This window comes from Bacillus sp. C28GYM-DRY-1 (assembly GCF_030519405.1).
GTDB lineage: Bacteria > Bacillota > Bacilli > Bacillales > Bacillaceae > Bacillus > Bacillus spizizenii_A.
Genome location: NZ_JAUMKF010000006.1, coordinates 1 through 14,552 on the forward strand (window position 1 = coordinate 1; position 14,552 = coordinate 14,552).

Sequence of the window (14,552 nt, forward strand, 5' to 3'; positions counted from 1 at the left end):
TTTGTCCTGAAAACCACGTTCTGACTTATCGCACAACTAACAGAGAGGGCTACCGGGTTTATGCGTCAGATCCAAAACGATGTGAACATTGCCCATTACTGAGTCAATGTACGGAAAGCCGAAATCATCAAAAAGTAATCCATCGGCATCTATGGCAGGATCATTTAGATGAGGTCGATCATTTGCGGCATACGGACGAGAATAGGCAAATCTATGCCAAACGCAAAGAAACGATTGAACGGGTTTTTGCGGATTTAAAGCACAAGCATGGCCTGCGCTGGACAACCCTAAGGGGAAAGAAAAAATTGTCCATGCAGGCGATGCTTGTTTTCGCTGCCATGAATCTAAAAAAACTGGCGAATTGGACTTGGAAAGGACCAACTCGCCAGCCTATTCGACCGAAAAACAGAATAAATTGGACAAAAATAGGTCGGATCATAAAGATCCGACTATTTTGTCAACAGTCTGAAGCTTGCAGATTTCTCTGCAAGCTTTTTCTATGAGCGTTTTTTATCAGCAAGGCGCTGCGCTTTCTGCGTATTGGCAAAATGGAGTTTTGTAAAGGTTCTGAGAGCGGATGCCCCTTTTTTGAGGATCAGCTTTGCAGCCGCTTCATCCACGTGCGGGCCGGCCCCTTTCGGAAGTGTCATTCCTGCCTCGCGCGACAGTTTATCCATTTCCATTAAAAACGAATATCTTGCAATGATTGAAGCAGCAGCGACTGACAAGTGAATGCCTTCAGCCTTTGTGCTGAAGTAGGTCCGCTCCCTCACAATGTCTCTGCCCTTTAAATGATTGAAGTAGACGCCTGGCTCAGCGAATTGATCAATCAAAATGGCCTCAGGCTTTACCCCATCCATTTTTCTTAACAAATGGGTGATGGCTTGATTGTGCAGCAAAGCTTTCATTTTCCCTTGGCTCATGCCTATTTCCTGCATGCTGTTGTACTTTTCATTCTTTAAAACCAACAAGCTGTATGGAATGGTTTTGATCAGGTTTCGGGCAATCTCGATGATTTGCGGATCCTTTAAGTCTTTAGAGTCCTTAACACCTAGTTCCTTCATTAAGGGAAGCATCGTTTTGTCGACGTACGCGCATACAACTGTCATCGGGCCAAAGTAATCTCCGGTTCCAACCTCGTCAGAGCCGATAACAGACATGCTGGCGATATCTGCCGGAGGGGCATAACGGGGATCAGCCAGCTTTTTGGCCGTTTTCTTCTTTTCCTGCGGCTCTGCTGTTCCCCAGCGCGCGGATTCTGCCGCTGCGTTTTTGCCTTGAAACAGGACCTTGCCGGATTTATATGCTGTAATGGTACAGCCTGGCGGTTTCGCCTGAAAAACGGCTCCCTGCGGAACAGAGGCAGTAAGCGAACCGCTGTATGTCGTTTTCATTTGGTCAATAGCAGACAACGATACTTTTATCACAGAATGGGACACGTAATAATCTCCTTTTTTTACACTATTCGCTGTATATACCAGTGTATCATAACAGCGGGGGGCTCGTCTTTCCATTCATTTAATAAACATGTTATGATAAGAACTAGGATTCTCGCGGAATGGAGGAGAAACGTTGTCTGACGGCAAAAAAACAAAAACAACCGTTGACATTTACGGCCAGCACTTCACGATTGTCGGTGAAGAAAGCAGAGCCCATATGAGGTATGTCGCCGGAATTGTTGATGATAAAATGAGAGAAATCAATGAAAAAAATCCATATCTTGATATAAATAAACTTGCAGTGCTGACAGCGGTAAATGTGGTGCACGATTATGTCAAATTACAAGAGAAATGTGAGAAATTGGAGCGTCAGCTTAAAGAAAAGGATTGAACAACTATGCTAGATATCATCATCTTAATCTTGCTCCTGATGGGGACTTTACTGGGGTTGAAACGCGGTTTCATCCTGCAGTTTATCCGCTTGACGAGCTTTATTTTATCGATCGCCATTGCGGCTTTATTTTATAAAAATGTGGCGCCGCATTTAAAGTGGATTCCCGCACCAGACTTTTCAGCGGGACAGCCGGCTCTTTCTTTTTTCACGGGAAATTTGGAAGCGGCCTACTATAATGCGATCGCGTTTATCGTTTTATTCATCATCGCTAAAATTTTACTGAGAATCATCGGCTCTTTCCTGAGTATTGTCGCCGGCATTCCGGTGATCAAACAAATTAACCAGTTGCTGGGCGCTGTTCTCGGTTTTCTAGAAGTCTATTTATTTACATTTGTGCTGCTGTATGTCGCATCCGTGCTTCCGGTAGATGGTTTGCAGCAAATGATGGGGCAATCGTCTCTCGCAAATGTGATCATTAACCATACACCGTATTTGTCAGGGCTTTTAGAAGAGCTGTGGACACAGTACGGAGCATAAAAACTTCTCTTGTCCGGAGAAGTTTTTTTCGAGTATGATGAAAACATATGTGAACGTCTGGGGGTTATTGTATGCATAAAAAAGACATTATCCGGCTGCTTGAAACCATTGCAGTCTACATGGAACTCAAAGGGGACAACCCGTTTAAAGTATCCGCCTTCCGAAAAGCAGCGGCAGCCCTGGAACAGGACGACCGCAGCTTATCAGAAATCGACGATATGATGTCGCTGTCAGGCATTGGGAAAGGAACGTACAGCGTCATTAAAGAGTATATAGATGAAGGAAAGTCAAGCACGCTCGAATCGCTGCAGAAAGAAGTGCCGGAAGGGCTCGTGCCTTTATTAAAGCTGCCGGGGCTCGGCGGCAAAAAAATCGCAAAGCTGTATAAAGAGCTCGGTGTACATGATGCAGAATCTCTGAAGGAAGCCTGTGAACAGCAAAAGGTACAAGGTCTTGCGGGTTTCGGCAAAAAATCAGAAGAAAAAATATTACAGGCGCTCGGAGAAGCCGGAAAACAGCCTGAACGGTTCCCGATCGGCTACGCCCTCCGGATCGCCCGGGACATTGAAGAGCACCTTTCTCAATTTACGGATATCATCAAATTTTCTCGTGCCGGGAGTCTCCGCAGAGCGCGGGAAACGGTGAAGGATCTGGATTATATCATTGCCACAGATCACCCGGCTGAAGTAAGAGAGCAGCTTCTTGCATTGCCAAACATCAAAAGCGTGATCGCGAGCGGAGATACGAAGGTATCTGTAATCCTTTCCTTTGAATATGAAACAAGCGTCGATTTCCGTCTTGTGACGGAAGAGCAGTTTCCAACAACACTTCATCATTTTACGGGATCAAAGGATCACAATATTAAGATGCGCCAAATCGCGAAAGAACGCGGCGAGCGGATCAGTGAATACGGCGTCGAGACAGTTGAAACCGGAGACATCAAAACATTTCCGAGTGAACGTGAATTTTATGCGCACTTCGGCCTGCCGCTGATTCCGCCGGAGCTCCGTGAAAGCGGGCAAGAAGTGGAAACCTACAGCGACAGCATTGAACTCATAGAGCCGGGGCAAATCAAAGGAGATCTCCACATGCACTCAACGTGGAGCGATGGTGCCTTTTCGATTAGAGAGATGGCTGAAGCATGCATGAATAAAGGCTATCAATATATGGCGATTACCGATCACTCGCAATATTTAAAGGTTGCCAACGGGCTGACTGCAGAAAGACTAAAGCAGCAGGCAAAAGAAATTGACGCGCTCAATGCGGAATTCAAGAATTTCCGTATCTTGAAAGGTGTCGAGATGGATATTCTGCCTGATGGCACGCTTGATTATGATGACGACGTGCTGGCGGAAATGGATATCGTCATTGCATCGATTCATTCCAGCTTTAATCAGCCGGAACACGTCATTATGAAACGGCTTGAGACGGCGCTGACCAACAAGCATGTTGACATTATCGCACATCCGACCGGACGCCTGATCGGCAGACGGGCAGGTTACGACATTGATATTGACAAGCTGATTGAGCTTGCGAAGAAAACAAATACGGCGCTTGAACTCAACGCCAACCCTGCGCGTCTCGATCTGCGCACAGAACATTTAATCAAAGCAAACGAACAAGGCGTTACATTGGTGATTAATACTGATGCCCATAATATTGAGATGTTAGACGATATGAAAACCGGCGTTACTGCCGCGCGCAAAGGATGGACGGAAACGAAAAACGTTCTGAATGCCCGATCGCTTGAAGAGGTAGAGGCATTTCTGAAGCGCAACGATTAAGTAAGGAGGCTCACACAATCGTGCAGCAAAAAGTATTATCAGCTCTTGAATTTCATAAAGTGAAAGAACAGGTTATTGAGCATGCCGCTTCATCGCTCGGAAAAGAAATGCTTCTCGAGCTTAAGCCTTCTGCTTCTATTGACGAAATTAAAAAACAGCTGGATGAAGTAGACGAAGCTTCTGCCATTATCAGGCTGAGAGGCCAGGCGCCATTTGGCGGCCTTACTGATATCAGAGGAGCGTTAAGACGGGCGGAAATCGGCAGCGTACTCAGTCCCTCAGAATTCACTGAAATCTCAGGCCTGCTTTATGCAGTTAAACAAATGAAACATTTTATCAGCCAAATGGCTGAAGATGGCGTCGACATTCCGCTAATCCATCAGCATGCTGAACAGCTTATCACGCTGTCCGATTTAGAGCGGGACATTAATTCCTGCATCGATGATCACGGAGAAGTGCTTGATCACGCGTCGGAAACATTAAGAGGAATCCGCACACAGCTCAGAACACTTGAATCGAGAATCAGAGACCGGTTAGAGTCAATGCTGCGCTCCTCTTCCGCCTCAAAAATGCTGTCTGATACGATTGTTACGATTCGGAATGACCGCTTTGTGATCCCGGTCAAACAAGAGTACAGATCAAGCTACGGAGGAATTGTGCACGACACTTCTTCCTCAGGCGCGACACTGTTCATAGAACCACAGGCAATTGTAGATATGAACAACTCGCTTCAGCAGGCGAAAGTGAAAGAAAAACAAGAAATTGAGCGCATTTTGCGCGTGCTGACAGAGCAAACGGCTGAACACACAGAAGAGCTTTTTCAAGATCTGCGCGTCCTGCAGACACTTGACTTTATCTTTGCAAAAGCAAGGTACGCAAAAGCGGTCAAAGCGACAAAACCGGTCATGAACGACAATGGCTTTGTCCGTTTGAAAAAAGCCCGCCATCCATTGCTTCCGCCTGATCAGGTGGTTGCCAATGACATCGAGCTTGGCGGCGATTTTTCTACCATTGTCATTACAGGACCAAACACCGGGGGGAAAACAGTCACCCTTAAAACGTTAGGCCTGTTAACCTTGATGGCGCAATCCGGTCTTCATATTCCCGCAGATGAAGGATCAGAAGCCGCGGTATTTGAGCATGTATTCGCTGATATCGGCGATGAACAGTCGATTGAACAAAGCTTAAGTACGTTCTCATCCCATATGGTGAACATTGTCGGCATTTTAGAACAGGTCAATGAAAACAGCCTAGTGCTCTTCGATGAACTGGGCGCAGGGACAGACCCGCAAGAAGGGGCGGCCCTCGCTATGAGCATCTTGGATGACGTACATCGCACTCATGCAAGAGTGTTGGCCACGACGCATTATCCGGAATTGAAGGCGTACGGCTATAACAGAGAAGGCGTCATGAATGCCAGCGTGGAATTTGACATTGAAACGCTGTCGCCGACCTATAAACTTTTAATTGGTGTGCCGGGACGAAGCAACGCCTTCGAAATCTCAAAACGTCTTGGGCTCCCGAACCATATCATCGGGCAGGCGAAATCAGAAATGACAGCCGAGCATAACGAAGTCGATACGATGATTGCGTCGCTGGAACAAAGCAAAAAACGTGCGGAAGAAGAGCTTTCTGAAACAGAATCAATTAGAAAAGAAGCAGAAAAACTGCATAAAGAGCTGCAGCAGCAGATCATCGAGCTCAACAGCAAAAAAGACAAAATGCTCGAGGAGGCTGAACAGCAAGCGGCTGAAAAAGTAAAAGCGGCAATGAAAGAAGCCGAAGACATCATTCATGAATTGCGCTCAATAAAAGAAGAACACAAATCCTTCAAGGATCACGAGCTGATCAACGCGAAGAAACGGTTAGAAGGCGCAGTTCCTACCTTTGAAAAGTCCAAAAAACCGGAAAAAACAAAAACGCAAAAACGTGACTTCAAGCCAGGTGATGAGGTGAAAGTCCTTACCTTCGGGCAAAAAGGAACACTGCTTGAAAAAACCGGCGGCAATGAGTGGAATGTTCAAATCGGCATATTAAAAATGAAAGTAAAAGAAAAAGACCTGGAGTTTATCAAATCAGCTCCGGAACCAAAAAAAGAAAAAATCATTACGGCGGTTAAGGGAAAGGATTATCACGTATCGCTTGAACTTGATCTTCGCGGCGAACGCTATGAAAATGCCCTGAGCCGTGTTGAGAAATACTTGGACGATGCAGTGTTAGCCGGATATCCAAGAGTGTCAATCATCCACGGAAAAGGAACCGGCGCTTTAAGAAAAGGCGTGCAGGATCTTCTGAAAAACCACCGCAGCGTCAAAAGCTCCCGTTTCGGTGAAGCAGGTGAGGGAGGATCAGGCGTTACGGTTGTTGAACTAAAATAAAAGGGAGTATGGCCATGAGTGATTTTTGGGAAAACGAGCTTGTGGAAATCGCGGCGTATTACAGTGTCGCGGTTCTCTGCCTCGTCCTCTTTTTGACTGTGTTTGAGCTAGTGACGGCTTATAAAAACTGGGAAGAGATTCAAAAAGGAAATCTTGCGGTGGCAATGGCGACCGGCGGAAAAATTTTAGGAATCGCAAACGTATTTCAGCATTCCATCTCCCAGCACAATTCTCTGCTGCAGATGATCGGCTGGGGCGTTTATGGATTTGTTATGCTTCTGCTAAGCTACTTTATTTTTGAGTTTTTGACTCCGCGCTTTAAAATTGATAAGGAAATTGAGAATGATAACCGGGCTGTCGGCTTTATTTCATTTGTCATTTCTGTCGGGCTTTCATTTGTGGTGGCAGCCGGTATATAAGGGGACGGAGAATAGATGGAAAAGCTTGCAAAAGTACTGCTCGCCGCGGCGGGAATCTTTTTGTTCATTGGTCTTATATATCTGTTCGTATGATGAGAAAAAGAAAGATTTACCTTTCTTTTTCTTTTTTTTGCCGTCCATCTGCTATAATGATAGGGTGGAACTCTAAAACCGAAAGGGGAGGTTTTATGCAGTCTCAAAAGCCATGGCTTGCCGAGTATCCCGACGATATCCCGCACGAGCTTCCGTTGCCAAACAAAACCCTGCAATCCATCCTGACAGACTCCGCCACACGATTCCCTGACAAAACCGCAATATCTTTTTATGGAAAAAAACTCACATTTCATGACATTATGACGGATGCTCTTAAACTCGCAGCTTTTTTGCAGGGCAATGGCCTGCAAAAAGGAGACAGAGTGGCTGTCATGCTGCCCAATTGCCCGCAAACAGTGATTTCTTATTATGGCGTTTTGCTTGCCGGTGGCATTGTGGTGCAGACGAATCCGCTTTATACCGAGCACGAGCTTGAATACCAGCTGAGAGATGCTGAGGCAAGCGTGATCATCACCTTAGATTTACTTTTCCCGAAGGCAATAAAAATGAAAACGTTATCAATAGTGGGTCAGATATTGATTACCAGCGTAAAAGATTATTTGCCTTTTCCGAAGAATATTCTTTACATGCTGACGCAAAAACAGAAAGTGCATGTCGATTATGACAAAAAAGCTAACATTCACACATTCGCCTCAAGTATGAAAGAGGAAAAAACTGAGCTCTTGACAATCCCAAAGATCGACCCTGAACATGATATCGCTGTCCTCCAATATACTGGAGGAACAACGGGGGCACCAAAAGGAGTCATGCTCACGCACCAAAACATTTTGGCCAATACAGAAATGTGCTCCGCTTGGATGTACGATGTGAAGGAAGGGGCTGAAAAAGTGCTTGGGATCGTCCCGTTTTTTCACGTCTACGGACTGACGGCAGTGATGAATTATTCAATTAAACTAGGCTTCGAAATGATTCTTCTTCCTAAGTTTGATCCGCTCGAAACGCTCAAAATCATCGACAAGCAAAAACCGACGCTCTTTCCTGGCGCACCGACAATTTACATTGGCCTTTTGCATCACCCCGAATTGCAGCATTATGATCTGTCATCCATTAAAAGCTGTCTTAGCGGATCAGCCGCACTCCCTGTGGAGGTAAAGCAGAAATTTGAAAAGGTGACTGGCGGAAACCTTGTGGAAGGCTACGGCTTGTCTGAGGCATCCCCAGTGACACATGCCAATTTTATCTGGGGGAAAAACAAGCCAGGCAGTATTGGCTGTCCTTGGCCGAGTACTGACGCAGCGATCTATTCGGAAGAGACGGGTGAGCATGCCGCTCCATATGAGCATGGAGAAATCATTGTAAAAGGTCCGCAAGTCATGAAAGGATATTGGAACAAACCGGAGGAAACTGCCGCTGTATTGAGAGACGGCTGGCTGTTCACCGGAGACATGGGCTACATGGATGAAGAGGGCTTTTTCTATATTGCCGACAGGAAGAAGGATATCATCATCGCCGGCGGCTACAATATTTATCCGCGTGAAGTAGAAGAAGCACTTTATGAACATGAGGCCATCCAGGAAATTGTCGTTACCGGTGTGCCTGATTCCTATAGAGGAGAAACAGTAAAAGCGTTTGTCGTGTTGAAGAAAGGCGCAAAAGCCGATGCAGAAGAACTGGACACTTTTGCGAGATCCCGCCTCGCTCCCTACAAAGTGCCAAAAGCCTACGAGTTCAGAAAAGAGCTGCCGAAAACGGCAGTCGGAAAAATTTTAAGAAGGCGTTTACTTGAAGAAGAAGCCGAAAATCATCATGTCAAATAACAAATGACATAAGAAAAAGAGAATACCTGCGAATAAACTTGACAAAGCCGCAAATCCTTTTTATCATGAAATTATGAATGAATAGTCATTCATTTCTATAGGAAGGAACGATGAACATTGAAGCAAAAACGGCCAAAGTATATGCAGATTATTGATGCAGCAGTAGAAGTTATTGCGGAAAACGGCTACCACCAGTCACAGGTATCCAAGATTGCCAAACAAGCCGGAGTGGCGGACGGCACCATCTACTTGTATTTCAAAAACAAAGAAGACATTTTAATTTCTCTTTTTAAAGAAAAAATGGGTCAATTTATTGAGCGGATGGAAGAGGACATAAAAGAAAAGACAACAGCGAAAGAGAAACTGGCGCTTGTGATTTCAAAGCATTTTTCCCTTTTAGCGGATGACCATAATCTCGCGATTGTCACTCAGCTTGAGCTCCGCCAGTCAAACTTGGAGCTGCGGCAGAAAATCAATGAAATATTAAAAGGCTACTTAAATATTTTGGATAGCATTTTGATGGAAGGCATACAATCAGGCGAATTAAAAGAAGGCCTCGATGTCCGCCTCGCCCGGCAGATGATTTTTGGAACGATTGACGAGACCGTGACAACTTGGGTGATGAATGACCAAAAGTACGATCTCGCTGCCTTGTCAGACAGCGTTTTAGAATTGCTGGTGTCCGGAATTCACAATAAGTAAAGGGGTTCTGTCCTATGAATGCAATTTCACTTGCGGTTGATCAATTTGTGGCATTCTTAACGATTCACAATCCGCCGGCAAATGCGCTTTCCAGCCGGATATTAGAAGAGCTGTCCTCCTGTCTAGATCAATGTGAGACAGATGCAGGCGTGCGAAGCATTATCATTCATGGTGAAGGAAGATTTTTCTCAGCCGGTGCTGATATTAAAGAATTTACATCGCTTAAAGACAATGAGGATTCCTCACTGCTGGCCGAGCGCGGCCAGCAGCTAATGGAAAGAATTGAAGGCTTCCCAAAACCGATTATCGCGGCAATTCACGGTGCTGCTCTTGGAGGCGGGCTGGAGCTTGCGATGGCTTGTCATATTAGAATTGCGGCAGGAGACGCCAAGCTGGGGCTCCCGGAACTTAACCTTGGTATTATACCGGGTTTTGCGGGAACACAGCGTCTTCCGAGATATGTCGGTACAGCCAAAGCACTAGAGCTCATCGGATCAGGAGAACCGATATCCGGAAAAGAAGCGCTTGATCTCGGACTTGTGTCAATTGGAGCAAAAGATGAAGCAGAAGTGCTTGAAAAAGCAAAGGCACTTGCCGCTAAGTTTGCTGAAAAAAGCCCGCAAACGCTGGCATCCCTGCTTGAGCTTCTTTATTCCAATAAGGTGTATTCCTATGAAGGCAGCTTAAAGCTTGAAGCAAAACGGTTTGGAGAAGCATTTGAGTCAGAGGACGCCAAAGAAGGCATCCAGGCATTTCTCGAAAAAAGAAAGCCTCAGTTCAAAGGTGAATAAAAGGGGATATGATCATGAATCTATTTGTACTGATGAAACGGACGTTTGACACAGAAGAAAAAATCGTCATTGAAGCAGGAAAGATTCAGGACGACGGAGCGGAATGGATTATTAATCCATACGATGAATACGCGATAGAAGAAGCCATCCAGCTGAAGGAAAAGCACGGGGGCACGATCACCGCCGTCACTGTCGGCGGCGAAGAAGCGGAGAAAGAATTGCGCACTGCGCTTGCCATGGGATGTGACCAAGCCGTTTTAATCAACATAGAAGATGATCTCGAGGAGCCCGACCAATATTCCATTTCTCAAGTTTTATACCACTATATGAAGGATCAGGAGTTTGATTTGATTCTCGGCGGAAATGTTGCCATTGACGGAGGTTCCGGACAAGTAGCGCCTCGGCTTGCCGAGCTGCTGGACATTCCGTGCATCACAACAATCACCAAACTCGAAATCAGCGGCACTGATGCAGAAGCAGAAAGGGACGTCGAAGGTGATGTTGAAAAAATCAAAACAACACTTCCATTGCTTGTCACAGCTCAGCAGGGCTTGAATGAACCACGCTATCCATCGCTTCCGGGTATTATGAAGGCCAAGAAAAAACCGCTTGAAGAGCTAGAACTTGATGATCTTGATCTGGACGAAGAGGATGCCGAATCTAAGATGAAAACCATTGAACGTTTTCTGCCGCCGAAAAAAGAAGCCGGGAAGGTTCTCCAAGGTGAGCCTGCCGAACAGGCAAAAGAGCTCGTCTCATTGCTCCGCAGCGAAGCTAAAGTCATTTAAAGCTTGGACATTCAAAGAAACAGGGGGATGTTAGAATGGGAAAAAAAGTGATCGTACTCGGAGAAATTCGCGATGGAGAATTGCGGAATGTCACCTTTGAAGCATTAGCTGCAGGAAGAACCATTTCAGGCGATGGAGAAGTCGTCGGGGTTCTCATCGGAGAAAATGTACAAAGCGTTGCACAAGAGCTTATCCATTACGGAGCCGATAAAGTTCTCACTGCCGAGGATCCGAAGCTGAAAGCATACACGGCAGACGGATACAGCCAGGTCATGAGGGTCATTATTGACCAAGAAAAACCCGATTCAGTCATATGCGGGCACACGGCAATGGGCAAAGATTTTTCACCGAAACTCGCGGCCCGGCTGCAAACAGGCTTAATTTCTGATGCTACAGATGTAAGCGTTACCGGCGAGAATGTCGTGTTCACGCGGCCAATTTACTCGGGGAAAGCATTTGAACGCGTCATTTCAACCGACCCGCTGATTTTTGCAACGATTCGACCTAATAATATTCAAGCTTCAGAAAAAGACGCCAGCAGGTCAGGGAGTATTGAAAGCATTGATGTTTCTCTTACTGACCTCCGCACCGTAATTCAAGAAGTCATGAAAAAAACCGCGGACGGGGTTGATCTATCCGAAGCCAAAATTATCGTTGCAGGCGGCCGCGGAGTTAAAAGCAAGGAAGGATTTCAGCCGCTGCAAGAGCTTGCCAAGGTGCTGGGAGCTGCAGTCGGGGCATCTCGCGGGGCGTGTGACGCTGATTATTGCGATTACGCTCTCCAAATCGGGCAGACCGGGAAAGTCGTTACCCCGGATTTGTACATTGCCTGTGGCATTTCCGGGGCCATCCAGCATTTGGCCGGCATGTCAAACAGCAAGGTGATAGTCGCCATCAATAAAGATCCCGAAGCGGATATCTTTAAAATAGCGGATTACGGCATTGTAGGCGATTTATTTGAAGTCGTCCCGTTATTAACGGAGGAATTCAAACAATTAAATATACACTCGTAAAGAAAACCCCGGACTGCTGAAGTTCGGGGCTTTGATATCTTTAAATACATACGTACAAATATAAATTTTATAAAATATTTCGTTGACATGTACGAACATATATAATATGGTTACTTTAAAAGCGCTTACATTCATGCTGACTCCTCAGGCAAAAGACAGAACTCATATTTGACTGTGGTGCTTTTCATATTCGTATGAAAGGAATGATCATGCATGTCTGAACATCAAGCAGTGATCCAAACAGATATTGTAAAAGGAACCATTAACAAAAACATATACGGTCATTTTGCCGAACATTTAGGTAGAGGGATTTATGAGGGGATTTGGGTCGGAACGGACTCGAACATTCCCAACATAAACGGAATACGAAAGGATGTGCTGGAAGCGCTCAAACAGCTGAATATTCCTGTCCTTAGGTGGCCGGGCGGGTGTTTTGCGGACGAATATCATTGGGCAAACGGTGTCGGTGACCGTAAGTCGATGCTTAATACGCATTGGGGCGGTACAGTCGAATCAAATGAATTCGGAACGCATGAATTTATGATGCTTTGCGAGCTGCTTGAATGCGAGCCTTATATTTGCGGCAATGTCGGAAGCGGAACGGTTCAGGAAATGGCGGAATGGATTGAGTATATGACGTTTGAAGAAGGCACGCCAATGTCAGACTGGAGAAAACAAAATGGAAGAGAGGAGCCTTGGCGGCTGAAATATTTCGGCGTAGGCAATGAAAACTGGGGCTGCGGCGGCAACATGCATCCTGAATACTACGCAGATCTGTACCGGCGTTTTCAAACCTATGTCCGCAATTACAGCGGAAATGAAATATACAAAATTGCAGGCGGCGCAAATGTGGACGATTTTCATTGGACGGACGTACTCATGAAAAAAGCCGCTGGCCTGATGGACGGATTGAGTCTTCATTATTACACGATTCCGGGTGATTTCTGGAAAGGCAAAGGATCAGCTACAGAATTCACGGAGGATGAATGGTTCATTACGATGAAAAAAGCCAAATACATCGATGAATTGATTCAAAAACACGGCACGATTATGGACCGGTACGATCCGGAGCAGCGGGTCGGGCTGATTATTGATGAATGGGGCACGTGGTTTGATCCTGAGCCAGGCACGAACCCTGGATTCCTGTATCAGCAAAACACCATTCGTGATGCACTGGTGGCGGCTTCTCATTTCCACATTTTCCATCAGCATTGCCGCCGAGTGCAAATGACCAACATCGCCCAAACAGTAAACGTTCTTCAAGCAATGATTTTGACTGAGGGAGAGCAGATGCTTTTGACACCGACGTACCATGTATTTGATATGTTTAAGGTACACCAGGACGCTTCTCTTTTAGACACTGAAACAACGTCTGCTGACTATGAATGGAAGGGCGAAACGCTGCCGCAAATCAGTATTTCAGCCTCGAAACATGCAGAAGGCGATATCAATATCACAATCTGCAACATCGATCACCAAAACAAAGCGGAGGCTGAGATCGAGCTAAGGGGTCTTCACAAGGCAGCGGACCATTCCGGTGTCATTCTGACAGCTGACAAAATGAATGCACATAACACGTTTGAGAATCCTCATCACGTCAAACCGGAATCTTTCAGCCAATACACGCTCAACAAAAACAAACTGAAGGTAAAACTCCCGCCAATGTCAGTCGTCTTACTCACGTTGCGTGCTGATTCTTGATCGAGCGAGAGCGCCGGAGCTTCATGCCGGCGCTCTTTTCATGTTTTAAAACAGCTCCGGCAGGGCATGGTAAAGGTACATGACAGTGAAGAGGAGATGTTATTCTATGCTTCGTACCATTCTAATGATCATTGGGGCGATTGTAGTCATTGGGGCCATTATCAGATTCGTGTTTTAATGAAAAGTGACATAACCCATTCAATCCAGATAAACATGAGTAAAGCGATTGTGATCAGGAAAAAATAATTTGTAAGCATTAAAATAGCGTGAACGAATGGGAGATGCTATACTAAAAATCATCATTTCACAATTGGAGGAATACAATAATGGCTATCGTAAAAGCAACTGATCAATCTTTCTCAGCTGAAACAAGCGAAGGCGTCGTACTGGCTGACTTCTGGGCTCCTTGGTGCGGACCTTGTAAAATGATTGCACCTGTTCTTGAAGAACTAGATCAAGAAATGGGAGACAAACTGAAAATCGTAAAAATCGATGTAGACGAGAACCAAGAAACAGCCGGCAAATACGGCGTTATGAGCATCCCGACACTTCTTGTCTTAAAAGATGGAGAAGTTGTTGAAACATCTGTCGGCTTCAAACCGAAAGAAGCGCTTCAAGAGCTTGTAAACAAACATCTTTAATTTTCGGCTGCCGACATGCCAGAGCGATTCCGATTGAGGGATCGCTTTTTTTATTCACCAATCGTGAAGCATAGAGAAAAACAAACGTTCGTGT

At 45.6% G+C, this 14,552-nt stretch carries 14 protein-coding genes; 13 read left to right on the plus strand and 1 reads right to left on the minus strand.

Annotated elements, in window-relative coordinates:
* A partial coding sequence (locus Q3W56_RS07590) for a transposase (RefSeq protein WP_302895049.1) occupies positions 1-503 on the plus strand: 503 nt, incomplete at its 5' end.
* Here the strand turns inward: Q3W56_RS07590 and rnhC are convergent.
* Complete coding sequence (gene rnhC, locus Q3W56_RS07595) at positions 498-1,439, minus strand: ribonuclease HIII (protein ID WP_302895050.1); 942 nt, start codon at positions 1,437-1,439, stop codon at positions 498-500. The genes Q3W56_RS07590 and rnhC overlap by 6 nt on opposite strands.
* Positions 1,440-1,572: 133 nt before the next feature.
* Here rnhC and zapA point away from each other — a divergent pair, with 133 nt between their 5' ends.
* The 12 genes from zapA to trxA all read left to right on the plus strand — a co-directional run bounded on the left by zapA (position 1,573) and on the right by trxA (position 14,458).
* The gene (zapA, locus tag Q3W56_RS07600) at positions 1,573-1,830 is read left to right on the plus strand and encodes a cell division protein ZapA (RefSeq protein ID WP_003229534.1); all 258 of its coding nucleotides are present in this window, start codon (positions 1,573-1,575) and stop codon (positions 1,828-1,830) included.
* A 6-nt stretch (positions 1,831-1,836) separates the two neighbouring features.
* Positions 1,837-2,370, plus strand: a complete 534-nt coding sequence (locus Q3W56_RS07605; protein WP_302895051.1) for a CvpA family protein — start codon at positions 1,837-1,839, stop codon at positions 2,368-2,370.
* A 71-nt stretch (positions 2,371-2,441) separates the two neighbouring features.
* Complete coding sequence (gene polX, locus Q3W56_RS07610; RefSeq protein ID WP_302895052.1) at positions 2,442-4,154, plus strand: DNA polymerase/3'-5' exonuclease PolX; 1,713 nt, start codon at positions 2,442-2,444, stop codon at positions 4,152-4,154.
* A gap of 20 nt (positions 4,155-4,174) precedes the next feature.
* Entirely contained in the window at positions 4,175-6,532 is a 2,358-nt protein-coding gene (locus tag Q3W56_RS07615; RefSeq protein WP_302895053.1) for an endonuclease MutS2, read from the plus strand.
* A 14-nt stretch (positions 6,533-6,546) separates the two neighbouring features.
* A complete protein-coding gene (locus tag Q3W56_RS07620; protein WP_003222485.1) occupies positions 6,547-6,951 on the plus strand; it encodes a DUF350 domain-containing protein in 405 nt (134 codons plus the stop codon).
* A gap of 188 nt (positions 6,952-7,139) precedes the next feature.
* Positions 7,140-8,822 (plus strand): long-chain-fatty-acid--CoA ligase LcfA, encoded by a 1,683-nt coding sequence (lcfA, locus tag Q3W56_RS07625; RefSeq protein ID WP_302895054.1) that lies wholly within the window; start codon positions 7,140-7,142, stop codon positions 8,820-8,822.
* Between the two features lie 117 nt (positions 8,823-8,939).
* Positions 8,940-9,524: a fatty acid metabolism transcriptional regulator FadR gene (fadR, locus tag Q3W56_RS07630; RefSeq protein WP_003222489.1), complete on the plus strand. Its 585-nt coding sequence runs from the start codon at positions 8,940-8,942 to the stop codon at positions 9,522-9,524.
* A 14-nt stretch (positions 9,525-9,538) separates the two neighbouring features.
* Positions 9,539-10,315 (plus strand): enoyl-CoA hydratase, encoded by a 777-nt coding sequence (locus Q3W56_RS07635; protein WP_302895055.1) that lies wholly within the window; start codon positions 9,539-9,541, stop codon positions 10,313-10,315.
* Between the two features lie 14 nt (positions 10,316-10,329).
* Positions 10,330-11,103 (plus strand): electron transfer flavoprotein subunit beta, encoded by a 774-nt coding sequence (gene etfB / locus Q3W56_RS07640; protein ID WP_302895056.1) that lies wholly within the window; start codon positions 10,330-10,332, stop codon positions 11,101-11,103.
* Between the two features lie 35 nt (positions 11,104-11,138).
* A complete protein-coding gene (gene etfA / locus Q3W56_RS07645) occupies positions 11,139-12,116 on the plus strand; it encodes an electron transfer flavoprotein subunit alpha (RefSeq protein ID WP_302895057.1) in 978 nt (325 codons plus the stop codon).
* A 213-nt stretch (positions 12,117-12,329) separates the two neighbouring features.
* Entirely contained in the window at positions 12,330-13,817 is a 1,488-nt protein-coding gene (gene abfB / locus Q3W56_RS07650) for an alpha-L-arabinofuranosidase AbfB (protein WP_302895058.1), read from the plus strand.
* Positions 13,818-14,143: 326 nt separating this feature from the next.
* Positions 14,144-14,458: a thioredoxin gene (gene trxA / locus Q3W56_RS07655; protein ID WP_003222500.1), complete on the plus strand. Its 315-nt coding sequence runs from the start codon at positions 14,144-14,146 to the stop codon at positions 14,456-14,458.
* Positions 14,459-14,552: the final 94 nt, after the last annotated feature.

Excerpts from the sequence above, each read along its gene's own strand:
- Q3W56_RS07605 (WP_302895051.1), top strand. The coding sequence starts at position 1,837 with ATGCTAGATATCATCATCTTAATCTTGCTCCTGATGGGGACTTTACTG.
- polX (WP_302895052.1), top strand. The coding sequence starts at position 2,442 with ATGCATAAAAAAGACATTATCCGGCTGCTTGAAACCATTGCAGTCTAC.
- Q3W56_RS07620 (WP_003222485.1), top strand. The coding sequence starts at position 6,547 with ATGAGTGATTTTTGGGAAAACGAGCTTGTGGAAATCGCGGCGTATTAC.
- lcfA (WP_302895054.1), top strand. The coding sequence starts at position 7,140 with ATGCAGTCTCAAAAGCCATGGCTTGCCGAGTATCCCGACGATATCCCG.
- Q3W56_RS07635 (WP_302895055.1), top strand. The coding sequence starts at position 9,539 with ATGAATGCAATTTCACTTGCGGTTGATCAATTTGTGGCATTCTTAACG.
- etfB (WP_302895056.1), top strand. The coding sequence starts at position 10,330 with ATGAATCTATTTGTACTGATGAAACGGACGTTTGACACAGAAGAAAAA.
- etfA (WP_302895057.1), top strand. The coding sequence starts at position 11,139 with ATGGGAAAAAAAGTGATCGTACTCGGAGAAATTCGCGATGGAGAATTG.
- abfB (WP_302895058.1), top strand. The coding sequence starts at position 12,330 with ATGTCTGAACATCAAGCAGTGATCCAAACAGATATTGTAAAAGGAACC.
- trxA (WP_003222500.1), top strand. The coding sequence starts at position 14,144 with ATGGCTATCGTAAAAGCAACTGATCAATCTTTCTCAGCTGAAACAAGC.